Here is a 20,299-nt window from a genome sequence, read left to right as displayed (position 1 = left end):
CGGAAAAGAATTAGGATAATATTGTGAAAGTAGTTGTTGAATGTGAGGTTGGCGGACAGAAACTTAGTCTTACAACTGGTCAGTTGGCGAAACAGGCAGCCGGTTCTGTTCTGGTTCAGTATGGTGAAACAGTAGTTTTTGTTGCAGCGGCAACAGGTCCGGGAAGACCCGGAATTGATTTTTTCCCACTGACGGTTGATTATCGGGAACGGGCAGCAGCAGCTGGTAAATTCCCTGGTGGGTTCTTGAAACGCGAAGGTCGGCCTACGACCAAAGAAATTCTGACGGCTCGTTTAACCGACCGTCCTATCCGTCCGCTGTTCCCCAAGGGGTTTCATGACGAACTGCAGATCCAGACTAACGTCATGTCCTGTGACGGCGTCAACGAACCGGATGTGCTGTCAATCAACGGTGCCTCAGCGGCACTGTGTCTCTCACCGGTTCCTTTCCAGGGACCAATCGGTGCCGTCCGCATTGGTCGCATTGATGGTGAGTTAATTGTCTTCCCGACTCATGAACAGATTGCCGAAGGCGATCTGGATCTGATTGTTGCCGGAACCGTCGAATCGGTGCTGATGATCGAAGGTTTCGGAAACCAGATTCCGGAAGACGAAATGGCAGCTGCCATCATGTTCGCACATAGTGAACTGGCAAAAATCTGCAAATTACAGCTGGAACTGCGGGAAAAAGCAGGGATCGAGCCCTTCAAGTACGAAGCCCCTCCGGAAAATCCGTTTGTTGCCAAACTGGATGATGCCATCTTCCAGAAACTGAGTTCAGCCATGCAGAGTACTGTGAAAGCAGAACGCCGCGAGGGTGCTAAAGCGATCGAAGAAGAGCTGATCGCCAAATTCTTCCCGGAAGGTGCCGACACCACGGAAGACGGTGCCACACTGGGTGAATTCAAAGAAGCATTCCACGATCTGGAAGCAAAAGCCGTCCGCGAAATGGCGATCACTGGTCGTCGACTGGATGGACGTGCGACCGATGTGCTGCGGGATGTGTTCTGCGAAACAGGTGCTCTGCCACGAGTCCACGGTTCAGCCGTCTTTACCCGTGGTGAAACACAGTCCATGGCCACCGTCACACTGGGAACCTCTCGCGATAAGCAACGGGTCGACGGTCTGTTCGAAGAAGAATTACAGCGATTCATGCTGCATTACTACTTCCCCTCGTTTTCAGTTGGTGAATGCCGACCGATCCGGGGACCGGGACGTCGCGAAATCGGCCACGGTTGTCTGGCAGAACGTTCTGTTTTACCAGTCCTGCCCAGTGAAGAAGATTTCCCTTACACAATCCGCGTGATTTCCGACATTCTGGAATCAAACGGCAGTAGCTCCATGGCTTCGGTCTGCTCAGCCACCCTGGCTCTGATGGATGCCGGTGTGCCGCTGCGACAGCCGGTTGCCGGGATTTCCATCGGTCTGGTGACCAAAGGGAAAGAATATAAGATTCTGACTGACATTATCGGCGACGAAGACCATTTCTGTGACATGGACTTCAAGGTAGCCGGGACACAGAAAGGGATCACCGGGATTCAGCTGGACCTCAAGAATGAGGGCATCAACGAAGAAGTCATTCGCGCGACTCTGGAACAGGCCAAAAAGGCCCGTCTGGAACTGCTGCGAACCATGCTGACTGCGATTCGTCGTCCTCGTGCAGAGATTTCTGCATATGCTCCCCGTCTGCATCAGACCAAGATCAATCCCGAGAAAATCGGCCTGCTGATCGGACCTGGTGGAAAGACCATCCGAGCGATTCAGGAAGACACCGGCGCCACCATCGATATTCAGGATGATGGTACCGTTACTGTTTCCGGCGGAAATGTCTCGATCGTCGAAAAAGCCATGGCTCACATCGAAGCGTTGACAGAAGAAATTCGCGTTGGTCGCATCTACGATGGTGTGGTCAGTTCGATCAAAGAATTTGGTGCTTTCATCGAGATTGCTCCCGGCAAAGACGGTTTGTGTCATATCAGCGAGTTGTCTGACGGATTCGTCAAATCGGTCAGCGATATCTGCAAGATGGGTGACCGTCTGCAGGTAAAAGTGATCGCCGTTGATGATCAGAATCGTGTCAAATTATCCCGTAAAGCGGTACTGGCTGAACAGGCCGCCGGTGAAAGCAACGGAGATGTTGATACCGAAGCAGAAGAAGAGTAAGAGAAGATTCTCTTTAATCTGAGAAAATAAAAAACGATGAAGGAGCTCGCCGTGAGATGACTTCATCGTTTTATTTTTGTAGATGCGGTTTCGGCGGCGGTCTGCCGGAAACCTCTTTTCCTGGACGAGCTGGATAGTTTTATGACAAGATCATCAGCTATTAATGAGAGCCCCTTGAGCTCTGAAGAACGTGAAAAGTTTGAGGCGCAATATTCAGAAATCGCGACGTTGGCGGGAGGGCTGGCTCATGAAATCAAAAACCCGCTTTCGACAATGAGCATGAATCTGGAACTGCTCACCGAAGATCTGGAAACACTGGATGTTCCCGCCAAGCATCGGATGCTGAAGAAAGTGGAAAGTGTCCAGAAGGAATGTAAGCATCTGCAGGATATCCTCGATGCCTTCCTGCAGTTTGCCCGAGTGGGAAAACTGGCGCTGAGCTCTGCCAACCTGAATGATCTGGTGAGTGACTTCATCGATTTTTTCAGACCTCAGGCCCGGGAAGCGTCGATCGAAATCAGTCCGCATTTTGATGCGGATTTACCACCGGTCCAGATCGACCAGGCACTGTTCCGACAGGTGCTGATGAACCTGGCGTTGAATGTGATTCAGGCCATGCCTGATGGGGGATTGATTGAACTGCAGACATCACATAAAGACGGAACGGTGTACCTCGACATCATCGACAATGGAAAAGGCATTGATGAAAAAGTGAAATCACGAATTTTTGAAACCTTCTTTTCCACAAAACCGGGAGGGAGTGGCCTGGGACTGCCGACGGTCAAAAAGATTATCGATGCCCATCATGGAAAAATCGAATGTGACAGCGAACCAGGCAGAGGAACACGATTCACGATTTCATTTCCCGTTTGCTGAAGATAGATCACGCCCGGGAATTTCATTGTTTTTCCGACTTGAATATGATGGGAGTGGGCGGGGCAGGCACAGGGTTGTTCCAGCTGCATCCGTTATGTTCAACCAAAGTTTTCAGCGGGAAACAGTATTTTCCCATCCCATCTGGAAAGGTAGAGAGTCCGCTCAATGAGCTCGAAAGACGCCACGGAAACCGATCTGGAATCGATCGTCATTCGCGTATTAATTATTGATGACGACGAAGCCCACGCGCAGGCTGTCGCAGAAAGCCTGGAACGGGTGGGCTGCGACTGCAAAATCGCCACTTCCGGCGAACAGGGGGCCAAGCTGATTGAAAGCGAAACCGCGGATATCGTGATTACGGATCTCCGCATGGATGGCGTGGACGGGCTGGCAATCCTGCGGACGGCAAAAGACGAACTGCCGGATGCAGAGGTCATCGTGCTGACCGGGCATGGATCCATCAATTCCGCCGTCACCGCCATGCAACTCGGCGCATATACCTATCTGACCAAGCCGCTGGACATCAATGAGCTGCGTAACGCGGTAGAGAAAGCCTCCACGCGGGTCCGTCTCATGCGGCGGAATGCGGAACTGCATCGGCGACTGGATGAAAAATTCGGCTTTGAAGGTGTCATCGGTAACACACCGCAGCTGCATCAGATCGTCGACAAACTGAAAAATGTGGCTTCGACCAACAGTACCGTCTTGATTGAAGGCGAGAGTGGCACGGGGAAAGAACTGGTCGCCCGCGCGATTCATCAGAACAGCGAACGCAAGAGTAAGCCGTTTGTGCCCCTGAATATCTCCGCGCTGCCGGACAGTATTCTGGAAAGCGAACTGTTTGGTCATGAGCAGGGGGCATTTACCGGAGCCGTGGGCAAACGAATCGGGAAGTTTGAACACGCCAACGGAGGCACCCTGTTTCTGGACGAGGTCGGCGAGATGCCGATGCAGACGCAGATTAAACTGCTCCGCGTGCTGGAAGATCGCAAGATTGCCCGCCTGGGAAATAACGAAGAGATCAGCCTGAATGTCAGGCTGGTAGCAGCGACCAATGCAGATCTGCTGGAGATGGTCAAGAACGGGACGTTTCGGCAGGACCTGTATTACCGACTCTCGGTTGTCAAAATCGAGTTGCCTCCCCTGCGCGAACGCCGCGGCGATATTCCACTGCTGACAGATCATTTTCTTAAAGAACTGTCGTCGCAGTATCATAAACCCTACGATGGCGTCTCACGGGCCGCACGTCGCGCGCTGATGTCGTATGACTGGCCTGGTAATATTCGCCAGCTCAAAAATGCCGCCGAGCGGATGCTGGTGCTGGATACCGATGGCATCCTGGACCTGGACGACCTGCCCGAAGAAATCGTGCCTGTGTCAGGACCGGATGGGGACAGCAGTTATACTTCTGATCGATCAGGCGCTGATTTTCTGATCGGGCGCCCGTTTAGTGAAGTCGAACGCTACTACATCGAGCGGGCCCTCGATCTGGCAGACGGCAAACGGGAAGAAGCTGCCAAAATGCTGGGCATCGGGGAACGAACCCTGTATCGCAAGCTCAAGGAGTATCAGAAGCAGCGGGAAGAACAGGTCTGAAACTCCTTTGAGAAGACCCGGGATGCTCCCCACCGGAAGTTGACGCAACGTTCCCCTGAAATTCTGATTTCAACACATAATCTCTGGAACCCTGTCCTCGCAGCGTCTGGCCTTTCTAGTGTCTGTGGAAGCTGTAAGGTGTTTCAGAGTAATGGAATGGGGTGAGAAAAGGTGTCTGCTTGCGGGCAGGTTTCAGGGGCTGTTGACTGACATGGGGATTTCCCGCAGCAAATCGCATAAATGTCTTGACAAAAAATGACGATACGTCAAAATGGAGTTGTTATGAGTACCCGAGATCGCAAACAACGAGAAATCCAGGAACGCGAAGCGAAAATCCTGGAATGTGCGCGCCCGATGTTTATCGAGGGCGGCTATAACGGTCTGAATATGGACCGGCTCACCAGTCTGCTGGAATATTCCAAAGGGACGATTTATAACCATTTCTCCTGTAAAGAAGAGATCATCATCACGCTGGCGATACAGACGCTGGAAAAGCGGCTGGCGATGTTTCAGAAAGCCTCTCTGTTTCAGGGAACTTCCCGCGAACGGATCGCTGCCATCGGCGCTGCTGCGGAACTGTTTGTGAAAACCTATCCCGACCATTTCTGCGTCGAGCAGACGATTCGCCTGGATTCGATCTGGGATAAAACATCAGAAGAACGCCGCAAACTGATGTCAAATTACGAACACCGCTGCATCGGCATCGTGGGGGGCATTGTCCGTGATGGCATCGCTCGCGGTGATGTGCACCTGGGAGATTCAGCCACACCCGAAGAAATCGTGTTCGGGCTCTGGTCTCTTTCCGTGGGCGGATATTCGATCATTACCACCAGCAACTCACTCAGCGAACTGGGCATTTCGGAACCTTATGAAATGCTTCGCCGTAACTTTAATCGTTTTCTGGACGGAATTCAGTGGCAGCCACTGAGTACCGAAGTCGACTACGATGCGGTTTATGACCGTGTCACCCGGGAGGTGTTTGGAAATGAACTTCAGCAGAGCACGGTCTGAATCGCTTTTTTTTGAAAACAAGTTGACGTTTCGTCAAAAATTAACACAGTATGGTAAGCATTTCGCGCTGGCTGTGGCAGCACTGTTGCTGGCGGTTCTGGTCAGCATGTTCAGGGGCAATTCACCCACCGCTTTCTCGACAGAAATTCCCGTCGATGATTCGAAATCATCAGGCGTACCCGTGAATGTGATTGAACTGCAACCCGTCGATTCATTTGCCCGCACACGCACTTATACCGGAAAGGTTTCCGCAGCACGCGTGAGTGAACTGGCATTCGAGCGTGATGGTAAGCTGGTGGAAATCGTCGTGGATGAAGGGGACTCGGTTCCGGCAGGAAAGGTATTGGCCCGCTTGAATACGCGGCATCTGGAAGTCATTCGCTTAAAGCTGCAGGCCGAACGAGCCACAGCCCAGGCAAAGCTTGAAGAACTGATCGCCGGACCACGTAAGCAGACAATTGCTGTCGCGGAGGCAGAGGTCAGGCAGTTAAATGCCCGCTTGAAAAACCTGCAGGCCGATCACGCCCGGAGCGAGCAGTTGCTGAAACGGAATGCGATCACCAGTTCTGATTTTGAAGCCTCCCAGTACGATGTGGAACAGCAGCAGGCGCAGCTCGATGCCGCGCGGAGTCGGCTGTCTGAGCTGCAGGAAGGCACTCGCAAAGAACAGATCGCAGCCCAGAAAGCAGTCGTGGCCAATCTGGATGCCTCGCTGGAAGACAACCAGGTCGATCTGGATGATACCGTTCTCAAAGCTCCTTTCAGCGGTCGCATTTCCAAACGTTATGCCGACGAAGGCACGGTCATCTCTCCCAATGCCCCGTTGTTCCGCCTGGTCGAAGATCAGCAGCTCGAAGCGCACATTGGGGTGCCCGTGGATATGGCAGTCAATCTCAAGCATGGCAGCCAGCAGGAGGTCAGGCTGAACGGAATCAATTATCAGTCCACTTTGAAGGCCATCCTGCCCGAACTGGATCCGGTGACGCGGACACGGGAAGTTGTGTTGGCACTCAACGGGAAGGCGGCGAAACAGCTTGTGCCGGGTCAGGTCATTCGCATTGAAATATCTGAACCTGTTGAAATGCAGGGATTCTGGCTGCCCCTCAGTTCGCTGGCGCGGGGGGAACGGGGACTCTGGTCTGCCTACGCGGTGATCGCAGGTAAAGAGGCGGGAGAAAAAATCCTTGAGAAACGACAGCTGGAGGTATTACATACTGAGGAGAACCGTGTCCTGGTCCGAGGCACAGTGAAAACCGGCGACCAGATTGTGGTCGATGGAATTCACAAATTAACGGGCAATCAGCGGGTGGTCATTAAAGACCGGCGTTAATCTCAGATAACAGTGATACGGTAAGCAGTCGCGCAGCGTTGATCGGACAAAAACAGACCTTTCAGAAATCAATGGGGAATCAAATCATGCTGGAAGGATTATTTTATCGAAATCGGCGGTTACTCATTTTGATGATGGCGCTGATTACCGTTGCCGGTCTCTCCAGTTATTACGTGCTGCCCCGCATGGAAGATCCCGTGCTGACACAACGGGTGGCGCGGGTGAATACCCGCTTTCCGGGAGCCGATGCAACGCGCGTGGAATCTCTCGTCTCCGAAAAGCTGGAAGAGGAACTGCGGGAGATTGATGAGATCAAGGAGCTGCGGACCATTTCCCGCAGCGGGATGTCGTCCATGACGATTGAACTTCGCGATGATGTTTATGAAGTCGATGAAGTCTGGTCGCGAATCCGGGATAAAATCGATGATGCCCGGGTTGAATTTCCCGCGGGTGCGAAAGAACCCGATTTTGAAGAGCTGGAAGTCAAAGCCTATGCGTTGATCGTGGCGCTGGTGTGGGACAATCCCAACGACGTGAACTATGCCGTACTGCGTCGCTCAGCCAAGCAGCTGGAAGACCGCCTGCGGGCCATTTCCGGGACGGAAGACATTGATACATTCGGAGATCCGGATGAAGAGATTGTGGTTGAAATCCAGCCTGATAAAATCGCAGCGCTGGGCTTAAGTGTCAAAGAAATTGCGGCGCAGGTGGAATCCTCTGATGCCAAGTTAACCGCCGGCCAGTTGCGGGGGACCAAAAGCGATCTGCTGATCGACGTCGATTCCGAACTGGATTCCCTGTCGCGAATAGCGAACACGCCGGTCCAGTTCGGTTCAGAAGGCCATTCCGTGCAGCTGGGGGACATCGCGACCATCCACAAGGGGGTGGCCTTGCCGCTGAGCAGCCTCGTAATTGCAGACGGCAAGCCGGCAGTCACACTGGGGATGTTTGTGCGTGACAGTGTGCGGATCGATCACTGGAGTCAGGCGGCGAAAGCAGCGCTGGATGAGTTCGAACAGAATCTGGCAGACGATGTCAGTGTGCAGACGCTGTTCGATCAGAACCGTTATGTCGAGGCCCGCCTCAGTGGACTCGTCTGGAACCTGGTGCTGGGCGGACTGGCAGTAATCGCGGTGATTGTGTTCATGATGGGCTGGCGGAATGCGCTGGTCGTGGGAACCGCCTTGCCTTTATCGGCGTTCATGGTGCTGGCAGGACTGCGTTTCATGGAGATCCCCATTCACCAGATGTCAGTCACCGGATTGATTATCGCGCTGGGATTACTGATCGATAATGCGATTGTCGTCGTCGACGAAGTACGCGCCAAATTGAATACGGGGATGGCATCCGATGATGCGGTCATTTCTACGGTCAGGCACCTCGCGGTTCCTTTATTGGGTTCGACACTCACTACGGTATTCGCATTCGCGCCGATTGCATTGATGCCGGGACCGGCGGGTGAGTTTGTCGGTTCGATCGCTATCAGTGTGATTCTGGCGATCTGCAGTTCTTTTTTCCTGGCAATGACGGTGATCCCCGCCATTGCGGCACTGTTCGCGGATGCGAATCCCGATCAGGAACACGCCCACTGGTGGCAGGTGGGATTCAGTCATGCTGGACTGCGCGACTGGTATCAGAAGTCGCTGGATTTTCTGTTTGCACGTCCGGTACTGGGGATGGCGCTGGGATGCCTGCTGCCGATCTGCGGGTTTATTGTCGTCGGTTCTCTACCCGAGCAGTTTTTCCCGCCAGCCGACCGCGACCAGGTGAATATCGAACTGGAACTGAATGCGCATGCTTCCCTGGCAGAGACACGGCAGACCATCGAAACGATTCGGCAGGTGGTAATGGAACATCCCCAGGTCAAGGGGATTGAATGGTTTCTGGGAGAAAGTGCCCCCCAGTTTTATTACAACATTGTCGCCAAACGGGAAAATGCTTCCAACTATGCCCAGGCACTCGTGCAGCTCAATACAGCCGAGGGGGGCGAAGCCCTGATTCATGAACTGCAGCGGCAACTGGATCAAAAAGTACCCCATTCGCGCGTGCTGGTGCGTCAGCTGGAGCAGGGGCCTCCCTTCGATGCGCCGATTGAAGTCCGCCTGTTCGGACCCGACCTGCATCAGCTCAGCGAGAGTGGTGATGAACTGCGGACAATTTTAAGTCAAACCACAAACGTATTACATCACAAAGCAGAACTCGCAGATCCGCTCCCCAAACTGACACTGAAGATCGACGAAGAACAGGCGCGACTCGCGGGACTGGATCATGCGGAAATCTCCCATCAGTTAAACGCGGCCCTGGAAGGTTCGCTGGGGGGAAGTATTCTTGAAGAGACGGAAGAACTGCCTGTACGCATTCGCGTGCCCCAGGCGCGGCGAGGTTCCATTAATGAGATTGCTTCTCTGCAGCTGATCTCCAGTATAAAGACCGCTGACGGGCAGCCACAGTTTGTCCCCTTGACGGCGATTGCCGAAGTGAAAATGTCATCGGAAGTGGCCGCCATTTCTCATTTCAATGGGGAGCGGATGAATGAAGTGCAGGCTTATCTCAAAGCAGGCGTCCTGCCCGCGGAGGCACTGGCGGAATTCCAGGCAAAACTGAAACAGGCGGGCTTTGAACTTCCGCCCGGATATCGCCTGGAGTGGGGCGGAGAAGCCTCCAAACGGGATGACGCCGTCGGTAACCTGCTGGCGAATGTCGGCGTGTTGATGGTCCTGATGGTGGCGACGCTGGTATTGTCTTTCGCTTCGTTTCGCGTGGCGGCGCTGGTGGGGACTGTCGGCATTCTTTCGATTGGACTGGGGCTGGGGATGCTGTGGCTGTTTGGTTTTCCCTTTGGTTTCATGGCGATTGTCGGATCGATGGGTCTGGCGGGGGTCGCGATTAACGATGCCATCGTCGTGCTGGCAGAACTGCGTGCCAACCCCGAAGCACGCAAGGGAAATCGTGTTGTCGTTCGCGATGTCGTTTTGCGATCGACGCGGCATGTGGTCGCGACTTCTCTGACAACGGTGGCTGGCTTTGCACCGCTGGTGATAGCCGGAGGCGGGTTCTGGCCTCCCCTGGCAATTACCATTGCCGGGGGTGTCGGCGGAGCCACGCTCTTGGCACTCTATTATATTCCCTCGGCTTATATCCTGGTGATGTGCCGCCAGTGCCCGCTCCGTGCAACGGCCACTGAACCGGTAGAGGCAGACAGGGAGACCACACTGTTCGAGAAACTGAAAGACCGGTTGCCGGTATTACGCTGAAAATGGATTATTAAGTAATGTGATCTGATTCCGGAAAGGCTATTATGGATTCTGGTGCACGTATTAGTCTGACGAAGCTGAAAGAACTCACCTTGGATTCAATCGATTCGGAAATCCGACCCTGGTTGCGTGAACTGCTTGTTCAGAACGTAAGTGACTTATTGGAAATAGACGCTTCCCATTCCGAGGTGAAGCAGAAACTCATTGGGGGGTTTCATGCTATCCATGATGCAGAAAGTCTCTCGGAAGATCATCCCGTCATTCTTCAAATGCAGGAGATCTGTAATTCAATCAGTGATTGAAATTAGTTTAAAAACTCTAATTGAGGGAAGAGCGGATCTCATGCACAAAATCTTATCAAGAATTCTCACTCTGGCTCTGTCTGCCTTATTTATTACTGGACTTTCTGCAGAAGAACCGCATGTTCTCAAACAGGTGGTCGCTGTGGAAAACGTCTGTGCCTGGCCGAATCTGACGCTGCTGCCAGACGGAACGATTATCGCAGTGTTTCACAATCAACCCAGCCACGGACAGCAGGAGGGAGACATTGACTGCTGGGCCAGCCCGGATGGAATCAAATGGGAGAAGCGCAGCACTGTCACAGAGCATGAGCCGAATACGGTGCGTATGAATCATGCGACGGGACTGGCGAAGAATGGCGATCTGATTGTACTCTGCTCCGGCTGGAGCAATATCAAACAGCCGGAGCGTCCCAAGCAGACAGTCTTTCGGGATGCGATTCTGCGCAGCTGGGTGCTGCGGTCGAGCGATGGGGGACGCAACTGGACGAAATCGGAAGACTTCCCGGCAGCAGAAGCGGGCTGGTCGGAATACATTCCTTTCGGTGACATCTGGGTGGGCGAGGATGGCGCATTGCATGTCTCCTGCTACCAGGGCGAATTTAAAGATCCCAGCCAGTCTACCAAAACGAAAGGCTGGAAATCATCTCATTTACAAAGTGAGAATGACGGCCGGACCTGGAGCGTGGTTTCTGTGATCGGTCCCTCTCACAATGAAACCGACCTGTTTTATCTGGGTGGCAAAAACTGGCTGGCAGCTGCCCGTATCGACAAGATGGAACTGATTCGCAGCACTGATAATGGCGTCACCTGGCAGGCACCTCAACCGGTGACCGGCCGCAATGAGATTAACGGACATCTGACGCGGCTGAAAGACGGACGTTTATTGCTCAGTTATGGCATCCGCGTCAACGGGCGACGGGGCGTGAGTGCGAAGCTCAGCAGCGATGAGGGGCAAACCTGGAGTGAACCGATCCGTATTTCCCACACATCCGACGGCGGAGACTGTGGTTATCCCTCCAGCATCCAGAAGGAAAACGGGGAAATCGTGACCGCCTGGTATTCCAGCAAATCACCTCAACACACGGGATATCACCTGGGGGTGACGGTCTGGAATGCGCCTGCCGAAGCATCGAAATAAGCAGGCTTGCTGCCTGTCCGCTTTCGATCTGCCTGTGACGGAATCTGAACTCTGCAGAATGAAAAAACGAAATGCCTCTGGTCACTTTGACTTTGTGACCAGAGGCAGACAACATTATTTCAGGGTTTATTTCTTGAGATTCACGCGCACCAGTTCCTTGTCGTTACGAGCGAACAGAGACTGGTTGGCAAACGCGGGATGGCTCCAGACAACGGGACGGCCGAATGCTTCGTTCGTTGGTTCCAGGACATGGAAGCGGCTGATTTCTTTATATCCCTCTGGAGTGAGGTCAGCGAGTATCAGATCTCCTTTTTCCGTGAACAGAAAAAAATGCTCATCGTGCTTTACGATAAAGGCGGTCGCATGGCGATCGCGGCGGCCTGCATTGGTGACTTCTTTCGTTGACCAGCGTCGACTGCCGTCTTTCAAATTGACAGCGACAAAATCACCCGACTGAATGTCACTGCCATAGATCGTATCGCCTTCGATGTAGGGGGTACTGTTACAGCAGAACAGGGCGGACCTGGGTTTGCCTTTCCAGACAACTTCGGCAGCAGGTTTGGAGTCACCCGAAAGTTTGATCCAGGCAGCTTCGTCGCCGATCGCAGAGACGTACAGATAGTCTCCCTGCTGGCGAGGCACCGTGACCGACATCCCGAAACCCGGTTTGAGGGGGAGTGACCAGTAGACTTGGCCATTTTCTGGATTCAATGAGTTTAATGACCCCGGATGCCAGATCAGCAACTGTTTCGTGCCGTTGTGAGTAATCATAGTTGGAGGGCAATACCCTGTTTCTGCATTATCGAGTGCGCGCCAGAGTTCTTCGCCGGTGTCTTTGTTGAAGGCGACGGCGAGGGAGTCTTTGCCGCCGACCAGGCAGTATAACGTATCGCCATCGACCAGCGGGCTGGCTGAGTGGCCCCAGAAGGGGGTTTTGGCCTGGTAGTCTGCCTGGAAATCTTTTTTCCAGATGAGTTTGCCGGTTTCAGCATCCAGGCAGGTCAGGTTTCCTTCTGCTCCCAGTGAATAGACCTTGCCATCTGCGACCGTGGGCGTGCAGCGTGGACCAGCGGGATAGGAAATATCGTAAGGACGGTTGTATTTGTATTCCCAGAGGACTTTTCCCGTTTCAGCCGACAGGCAGAGGACGCGTTCTTCGCCTTGCAGACTGGAAGCACCTCCCGGGTTATTCTCAACTTTCCCGGACTTTTTCAGATAGTCCATAACATAGACTTTGTCATTCACCACGGCAGGTCCACTGTAGCCCAAACCAATGGGGGTACGCCATTCCACCTGCAGGCCGGATTCCGGAAAGACATCGACAATCCCACTCGCCTCCCATTCGCTGGAACGGTCCGGACCAAGCCATTGGGGCCAGTCTTCCGCAAAACTATTAGACAATCCAAAAATAAGCAGGGCGGTTACAGCAGAGAGAATACGCGTCAGCATGATAAGGCTTTCCTTTTCGGGCAGCGGCAATTGAGGTTCAAAACTCCAGACCACGAAATCAGCCGGGAGTCTACACTCACTTTAATTGTTGATCGATGAATGATCAACGTTCCGATTATATCTCGCGCAGCAGATTGACATGTGAAGAAGAGAGGAAGCGTCAGGGAATCACGCCAGAAACAGACCTGCAGCTGATTTGGACATTTAAGAAATCGTCTGGGGCCGGTGTGAAAAACTGCCAGGATAAAAATCAGAAAATTCTTTGTCGTCCTACTTGGCACTGTTCAAATGGCTGGATGTGTTCAATTAGGTTTAATCAAAAAATCACACAACCCTTATGTGATTCCAGAATTGCGTATCCAAAGGTTTATAACGTGTTCAGTATTGGTATTGAGGTGAAACGCTCTAATTCTTCAGTTATTAAAACTAACTAAGTCTATTGGTATTAATTGCTTCCGTCTTTTAGGTGAATTATTTTGACAAATCAAAACTGATTGTTTAAATAAGTGAACAAGGTTTGGTTGGCAGAATGTCTCATTTCAAGCAGTGTCTCTGTCGGGTCACGATTACTGACTGTTTCAAACACTTCCCTCATCACAGTCGTTTCCAGTCGATCTCTCAAGACACTCCTGATCCTGTCCGGTTTCATCACTTCTGAGGCCTGGACGTTACGAGGCACCCTTTAGGTTTCCTTTTTCTTCTTTTTATTTTCGTGCGGGAGAGTTTTATGAAACAGAACACAGGTCATCGACAGAAAGCGGGTTTTACCCTGATTGAGTTACTGGTTGTCATCGCGATTATTGCGATCTTAATCGCCTTATTGTTACCGGCGGTGCAGTCGGCTCGTGAAGCTGCCCGGCGGAGTACCTGCAAAAACAATCTGAAGCAGATCGGACTGGGACTGCACAACTATCATGAAACACATGGGGTCTTTCCTCCCGGCTCGATCGCAACCCTGACCAATGGAGGGAGTGGAAGCACGATTCGCTGGCGTGAGTGGATGGAAGCAGGAAGTACCAGTGGCGTGGGGACGCATGGAACCAGCTGGATGCTCCAGTTGCTCCCGTTTGTCGATCAGGCGAATACTTACAATAAATGGAATTTCAATACCAACGTGATGGGAAACCGCGCGGTTGCGGAAGTTGATATTCCCATCTTCTATTGTCCCTCACGCCGCAGCAAGGTGCGGAAAGTCGATGCGAAACTGCAACTGGATGAATCGCCAGGTTCTACCGCAATCGATAATGCCTTTGTCAAGGGGGGGACCGATTACGGCGGATGCAAAGGGGCCGGTAACGGTTTCGGTGACGGATTTTCCAGTACGGGACATGAATCGCTGGGCGTGGGAGCTAGCAGCGAATGGATGGGAACACTCTCGGGAGGTCACCTGGGTATTTTCTATCCGAACGGCGATACGCAAATGCGTGACATCAAAGATGGAACCACCAATACCCTGATGACGGGGGAATTGCAGCGACTACGAGGCAACGATGCATCCTTGAGTCTCGACAGCTGGTCCGCCGGTGGGGTTGCCAATATATTTGACACCGATACAGCCGGCAGTACGGAAAGTGGAAGTGGCGACAATAGAGGCATCAATGGTGGTCAGTACGAAGGACCTGGCAGTGACCACGAAGGGGGCGCCCATTTCGGTCTGGCCGATGGCTCCGTACGTTTCATCAGCGAGAATATTGACAGTCGGACGTTCAACCGGATTGGTACCGCCGACGGCGAGAGAATTCCTGGTGAATTTTAAATCAGGAGTGGCTTTCACGCGGGGACAGACAGGGGCAAACCGGCTACCTGTCTGTCCGCTTCCTGCAGCAATGTCTTCAAAATGATCTAAGGATATTATCAATATGCAACATTTGAGATTGTTTGGTTCTGTTGTTCTCTGCCTGGGATTAGCGGTGGGCCTGTCAGCCTGTGGCGGCAGTGCTGCACCCGCATTAGGAAAGGTGAAGGGAAAGGTGACAATGGATGGTGCTCCGCTGGCGGATGCCAATGTGACATTCATGCCTGAGAACATACGCGCTTCTTCCGGTACAACGGACGGTGAAGGAAATTATGAATTGATTTATATTCGTGATGAGATGGGGGCGGCAGTTGGTCCCCATAAAGTCGTGATCAGCAAGCTCGTCGATGAAAAAGAAACGATTCCACCCAATTACAGTGACGAAACGGAATTGACGGCTGATGTGAAATCCGGGGCAAATGAAATCAATTTTGATTTAAAAGAAAATTAAACAGAAGACCGCCATTTAGACTGTGTCCAGTTTTCCTGTAGCGTCTCCTGTTCCATTTGGACCGAGTATAATAGGTTGAAAGACGCTATGGATAATTGTGATGCGCTCTCGAAGACAAGTCTTTCATCGCACACTGTGGTTGCACACAGCCACAGTGTCGCGGTTCACTCTGAATAATTCATTTCATACTCTATTCATTTCTATTATCTGATAAAGGGCCCTCTGATGCGTAATCGGAATCGAAAACAGGGTTTTACGTTAATTGAATTGCTGGTGGTGATTGCCATCATTGCCATTTTGATTGCACTGCTCTTACCAGCGGTACAGCAGGCGCGTGAAGCTGCCCGGCGGAGTACCTGCAAGAATAATATGAAGCAGATCAGCCTGGCGCTGCACAACTACCATGAAATTCATGGTGTGTTTCCCCCGGGGGCCATTGCGACCACAGCGACTTCCTCTGCCTACAATGTCTGGGGAGAGGCTGGCAATACCACGGGGGTCGGCCTGCATGGTACGAGCTGGATGCTGCAGATTCTCCCCCTGGTGGATCAGGCTAATATTTATAATCAATGGAATTTTAATACGAACGTAATTGGCAATCGGTCGGCTGCGGAAAATGATATCCCCGTGTTCTACTGCCCGACGCGGCGGAGTAAAGTCCGTAAAGTAGATGAAAAAATTACGATCGGAGAAAACCCGGGAACCAGTACGCCTGCCTCCAATCGCTTCACGAAAGGGGGCACTGATTACGGGGTCTGCATCGGGGGAGGGAACGGCTGGGCCGATGGGGACCTCATTCATCTGACACACAGAACTGATGCCCTGATCGGTACCTTTGGTGGAGGCAGCGGTGCATTTCTGGGAGTTTTTTACGTCAACAGTGACACCGCGATTCGAGATATCGACGATGGGACATCCAACACAATCATGAGTGGAGAACAGCAGAAACTGCATGGTTCCGGCGCACCCAAAACCAGCCAGGACAGCTGGGCCGCAGGCGGCGTGGGAAACATGTTTGATACCGGGATCTCGGGAGGCACGGCGGGCGGCTTTAATAACAACTTCTACCAGTCTGCCGGCAGCGATCATACCGGCGGCGCTCACTTTGGTTTCGCAGATGGCTCCGTGCACTTTCTCAGCGAGAACATGAGCTCCCGCGTCTACCTTGAGCTGGGAACTGCCGACGGGAGAGAAACTACGAAATTTGTTCCCTGATCCTTGACTGTAATCGTTCCGCGTTCCGGTAACCTACACCAGTTCGTGGATAGGGGTCTGTTCATCGATCAGGTACTGCGGACGACCGTTATTGTCTTCGATCGTAGTTGTAGCAACGTCGATGCCCAGGTTGTGATACAGGGTGGCGAAGACTTCCTGCATATGCACGGGACGATCGATGGCTTCTTCACCCAGGCGATTGGTAGAACCGATGACCTGGCCGGTTTTCATGCCGCCACCCGCCATCAGGGCCGCATGCACGCGCGGCCAATGATCGCGCCCCGCATTCTTATTGATCTTCGGAGTGCGTCCGAATTCGCCCCAGACCAGAACGGTGACATCTTTGTCCATGCCACGCTCATGCAGGTCTTCTACTAAAGCAGCGACACCCTGGTCCAGCAGGGGGATCACACTGCGGGCATGGCCAAAGTTATTGCCGTGCCAGTCGAAATGGGCGAAGCTGCAGGTCACACAGCGTGCCCCTGCTTCCACAGCCCGGCGTGCCAGCAGAAAGCGGGACATAATCGCCTGGTAGCCCATATCCAGCGGGTATTTCAGAACTTTAGGGTCATCTTTTCCATACCGGGCCCTGACTTTGGGGTCCTCTTTTTCGAGATCAAGTGCCTCGACCAGTCGGGATGAGGAAAGAACTTCCAGTGCCTGCTTCGTATAACCATCGTATGTGCCATCTGTCAGTTTTGTCTCAGAGATTTTGCGAAAGCGGTCCAGATTGCTTAACAGGCTGGCGCGTTCATTAAGCCGGGAATTCGAAATGGAGTTGAGGGTCATATTCTCCATCACATCGCCGTCCGGTCGAAACGGTGCGTGTTCCAGTCCCAGGAAGCCCGGCCCTTTAATGTTCCACGGGTTGTGTGCCATCGTATGTGAGAGATCAATGTAAGACGGCACGGTGGAATGCACGGGCCCCTTGACTTTGGAGATCGCCGAGCCGACGGAAGGCCAGCCCCCCTGTGGCTGTGAACTGCGGAAATGATGGCCGGTACAGCACTCGAATGAATCGTGACGTCCTTCTGCTCCCACCAGGGAGCGAATAATGGAGAACTTATCCATCATCCCGGCAACGCGCGGCATCAGTTCGCTGATCTGAATCCCGGGCACGTTGGTGTTGATCGGTTTAAACTCGCCACGAATCTCGTCGGGGGCTTCCGGTTTTAAGTCGAACATATCCTGGTGCGGAGGACCACCGGCCAGGAAGATCATGATCACAGCTTTATGTGAAGATTGTTTTCCGCTCTTTTCCTGCGCTTTCAGAATCTGAGGCAGAGAGAGCCCGCCCATGGCGAGTCCGCCAATCTGCATGAAAGAACGTCGCGGCATCCGGTCGCACATACGAATCGATTGATCTTCAATCCTGAGCATCTAACAACAGCCTTCCGAAAAGATGAAACAGTTTTAACTCGAGGCTTAAAAAGGGCTTATCTCTTACATAAGCGTACACACATGGAATGGGTTTGAATAGAAGAATCGGCTCAAATGAAAGGAAAATTAAGAAATTAATCAGGCGTTATCGGTTTATTCCGGTCCTGGTGTCCGCAGATCCCTGATTCAGTGATTCAACAGAACGCTGTCTGCTTTTGGATGCCCCCTCATTCTTTCTGAATTGAACAGGGGAAAATCTGAAACAGGGTTGAATTCAGGATCTTTTTTTGAAGGCCACCTGTCGGTTTTCGATATCGCCACAGACGGCGAGCCGGTATTGATTGCCGTTTTCCACAAGGGCGATTCCGCCTTGAGGAGAGGCGTTACAGGTGATCCAGCCTTTGCCTTCCAGGGCATGCAGGTATTGCCTGACCCTGTAGAGTGAGGGGATTTCAAATTCAGAGGCGATCTGTTCGGTGTTGGGGGCAATGCCCGAGCGATCAATTTCGCGGGTAATGTAGTCCAGAATTTTCTGTTGTCGATCAGTTAAATACTGGTTCATTGATTTCTCCTGTGCGCATCACGGTGCGCGTTGCGGGGCGCAAATTGAGCCCACATCATCCTTGAGAATCAGACCCGGATTCCAATACAGGTCTTGAGAAGAAAACAGAGTCAATCAAATTTTAAACGTGACTTCCTTCAGCGAGCCACACGCGGCCACCACCTGGTGAATGGGGAGGGAATCAGTTAGCGAGAAGCATATATTCGGTATCGTCGATCGTCAATCAAAATTTGAGATGTGTTTTCCTGATTTGATCTCATTTTGCTGAATTCGCAGGCATTCCGGGTCAGAAAAAAAATCAGATTCACCGGCAGCCTCCAGATTGCCTGGTCTTAATAAAATCCTGCAACAGGGAGATACTTTATTTCAATTGGACTTTTACTCAGTATCACATTAGATTATATTGATGTGAATATGTAAGGTATATTAAAATAACTGCTTGCGCTACAATGTTTCGTCTCTTGTCTTCAGGAGAGTCATGATGCCTGCGAATTTGCCTGCCTGCCATCCCACCATGTCCCGCCGGACCGCTCTGGAAGTGGGCTCAATCAGTCTGCTTGGATTTGGTATTAACCATCTCGATGCGCTTCGCGCTGAAGCAGCAGCCCCCACTAAACATCGCACTGCGAAGTCGTGTATTTTCATATTTCTTTCGGGCGGACTTTCGCAGCATGAAAGTTTCGATATGAAACCGGAAGCCAGTGCCGAGATCCGTGGAGAATTCAATCCGATTTCCACGAAGATTCCCGGCCTGCAGGTTTCAGAACATCTGCCCATGCTGGCTAAACGCAGCCATCTCTGGTCGGTCTGTCGTACCCTGACGCATGGTACGAATGAGCATTCGATGGGCCATCATATCATGTTGACCGGTCGCTCGGATGTTCCCGTGGGATTCAATCCGAGCCGTCCGATGAGTACCGATCATCCTTCGATTGCCGCCATCGCCGGTGATGTCATCCGTGCGCGTACGAACCTGCCTCCGGCCATCGTCCTTCCGGATAAAATCGTCCATCGCAGCGGCCGTGTCGTTCCGGGACAGTTCGCCGGCAGAATGGGATCCAACCGTGATCCCTGGTTTATTGAAGCCTCGCCGTTTCATGTGCAATCGTATGGTGCGTTTCCGGAATATGCCTTCGACCATCAGCAGCGCGGGGGCAGCGATAACCGGGTGTTCCAGACTCCGCATTTGAAGCTCTCGCAAGGGATGACCCAGAAACGGATGGGCAACCGGATTGGTTTACTCAAGGAACTGGGGAAACAGCGCGAAGTGCTCGATATCGCCGGTCAGGTGGAAAGCTTTGACCGTTATCGCAGCGCTGCGATTTCATTACTCAATGACGACAAAGTTCATTATGCAATGGATGTGACCCACGCAGATGACAAGCTTCAGGAACGTTACGGCAAAAATTCGTTCGGCTGGTCACTGTTGATGGCGCGGCGACTGGTGGAGACCGGCGTGAACCTGGTGCAGGTCAACCTGGGGAATAACGAATCGTGGGATACCCATGGTAATATTTTCCCGCACCTGAAAGATAAACTGCTGCCACCGACCGACCGGGCCGTTTCTGCTCTGCTGGATGACCTGGAATCCAGTGGTCGACTTAAAGATACCCTGGTTGTGATGTGCAGCGAGTTCGGACGGACCCCCAAGATTTCGCAACTGGCAAAGGTGTATGCGAAGCCGGGCCGTGATCACTGGGGCGCGACGCAGTCGGTCTTTTTTGCCGGCGGAGGCATCAAGGGCGGGCGTGTGATCGGGAAGACGGATAAGATTGGTG

Annotated in this window: 14 protein-coding genes; 11 read left to right on the top strand and 3 right to left on the bottom strand. The window is 52.5% G+C overall.

Features of this window, described 5'->3' with window-relative positions; genetic code table 11:
• Positions 1-23 precede the first annotated feature (23 nt).
• The 7 genes from AACZ40_RS15270 (at position 24) to AACZ40_RS15240 (ending at position 11,669) form a co-directional block, all read left to right on the top strand.
• On the top strand, positions 24-2,162 hold the full coding sequence (locus tag AACZ40_RS15270) for a polyribonucleotide nucleotidyltransferase (protein ID WP_291172093.1): 2,139 nt from the start codon (positions 24-26) through the stop codon (positions 2,160-2,162).
• 141 nt (positions 2,163-2,303) lie between these two features.
• A complete protein-coding gene (locus AACZ40_RS15265; RefSeq protein WP_291172091.1) occupies positions 2,304-3,038 on the top strand; it encodes an ATP-binding protein in 735 nt (244 codons plus the stop codon).
• Positions 3,039-3,203: 165 nt separating this feature from the next.
• On the top strand, positions 3,204-4,634 hold the full coding sequence (locus AACZ40_RS15260; protein ID WP_291172089.1) for a sigma-54 dependent transcriptional regulator: 1,431 nt from the start codon (positions 3,204-3,206) through the stop codon (positions 4,632-4,634).
• Positions 4,635-4,916: 282 nt separating this feature from the next.
• Positions 4,917-5,645, top strand: coding sequence for a TetR/AcrR family transcriptional regulator (locus AACZ40_RS15255; protein WP_291172087.1), 729 nt, complete (start codon positions 4,917-4,919; stop codon positions 5,643-5,645).
• Positions 5,620-6,975: an efflux RND transporter periplasmic adaptor subunit gene (locus AACZ40_RS15250; RefSeq protein WP_291172085.1), complete on the top strand. Its 1,356-nt coding sequence runs from the start codon at positions 5,620-5,622 to the stop codon at positions 6,973-6,975. Before AACZ40_RS15255 ends, AACZ40_RS15250 begins: the two co-directional genes overlap by 26 nt.
• A gap of 86 nt (positions 6,976-7,061) precedes the next feature.
• Positions 7,062-10,229, top strand: a complete 3,168-nt coding sequence (locus AACZ40_RS15245; protein ID WP_291172083.1) for an efflux RND transporter permease subunit — start codon at positions 7,062-7,064, stop codon at positions 10,227-10,229.
• Positions 10,230-10,571: 342 nt separating this feature from the next.
• On the top strand, positions 10,572-11,669 hold the full coding sequence (locus AACZ40_RS15240) for a sialidase family protein (RefSeq protein WP_291172081.1): 1,098 nt from the start codon (positions 10,572-10,574) through the stop codon (positions 11,667-11,669).
• Between the two features lie 126 nt (positions 11,670-11,795).
• Here the strand turns inward: AACZ40_RS15240 and AACZ40_RS15235 are convergent, their stop codons facing one another.
• Positions 11,796-13,118, bottom strand: a complete 1,323-nt coding sequence (locus tag AACZ40_RS15235) for a PQQ-binding-like beta-propeller repeat protein (RefSeq protein ID WP_291172079.1) — start codon at positions 13,116-13,118, stop codon at positions 11,796-11,798.
• 727 nt (positions 13,119-13,845) lie between these two features.
• On the opposite strand from AACZ40_RS15235, the gene AACZ40_RS15230 reads away from it, so the two are divergent.
• The 3 genes from AACZ40_RS15230 to AACZ40_RS15220 all read left to right on the top strand — a co-directional run bounded on the left by AACZ40_RS15230 (position 13,846) and on the right by AACZ40_RS15220 (position 16,579).
• Positions 13,846-14,874: a DUF1559 domain-containing protein gene (locus tag AACZ40_RS15230; RefSeq protein ID WP_291172076.1), complete on the top strand. Its 1,029-nt coding sequence runs from the start codon at positions 13,846-13,848 to the stop codon at positions 14,872-14,874.
• Positions 14,875-14,977: 103 nt separating this feature from the next.
• Complete coding sequence (locus AACZ40_RS15225; RefSeq protein WP_291172074.1) at positions 14,978-15,364, top strand: carboxypeptidase-like regulatory domain-containing protein; 387 nt, start codon at positions 14,978-14,980, stop codon at positions 15,362-15,364.
• 225 nt (positions 15,365-15,589) lie between these two features.
• Positions 15,590-16,579, top strand: coding sequence for a DUF1559 domain-containing protein (locus AACZ40_RS15220; RefSeq protein WP_291172072.1), 990 nt, complete (start codon positions 15,590-15,592; stop codon positions 16,577-16,579).
• Between the two features lie 33 nt (positions 16,580-16,612).
• Here AACZ40_RS15220 and AACZ40_RS15215 read toward each other — a convergent pair whose 3' ends face one another.
• Together AACZ40_RS15215 and AACZ40_RS15210 are read right to left on the bottom strand one after the other, a co-directional pair.
• A complete protein-coding gene (locus AACZ40_RS15215; protein WP_291172070.1) occupies positions 16,613-17,959 on the bottom strand; it encodes a DUF1501 domain-containing protein in 1,347 nt (448 codons plus the stop codon).
• Positions 17,960-18,233: 274 nt separating this feature from the next.
• Entirely contained in the window at positions 18,234-18,521 is a 288-nt protein-coding gene (locus AACZ40_RS15210) for a hypothetical protein (protein WP_291172068.1), read from the bottom strand.
• Positions 18,522-18,999: 478 nt separating this feature from the next.
• On the opposite strand from AACZ40_RS15210, the gene AACZ40_RS15205 reads away from it, so the two are divergent.
• Positions 19,000-20,299, top strand: a 1,300-nt coding sequence (locus tag AACZ40_RS15205; RefSeq protein WP_339674896.1) for a DUF1501 domain-containing protein, incomplete at its 3' end; no start/stop codon positions are given.

It is taken from the genome of uncultured Gimesia sp. (assembly GCF_963972345.1).
In the GTDB taxonomy this organism is placed as follows: Bacteria; Planctomycetota; Planctomycetia; order Planctomycetales; family Planctomycetaceae; genus Gimesia.
The sequence above is the reverse complement of the archived record's forward strand: the minus strand, read 5'-3'. Positions and strand labels throughout refer to the sequence as shown.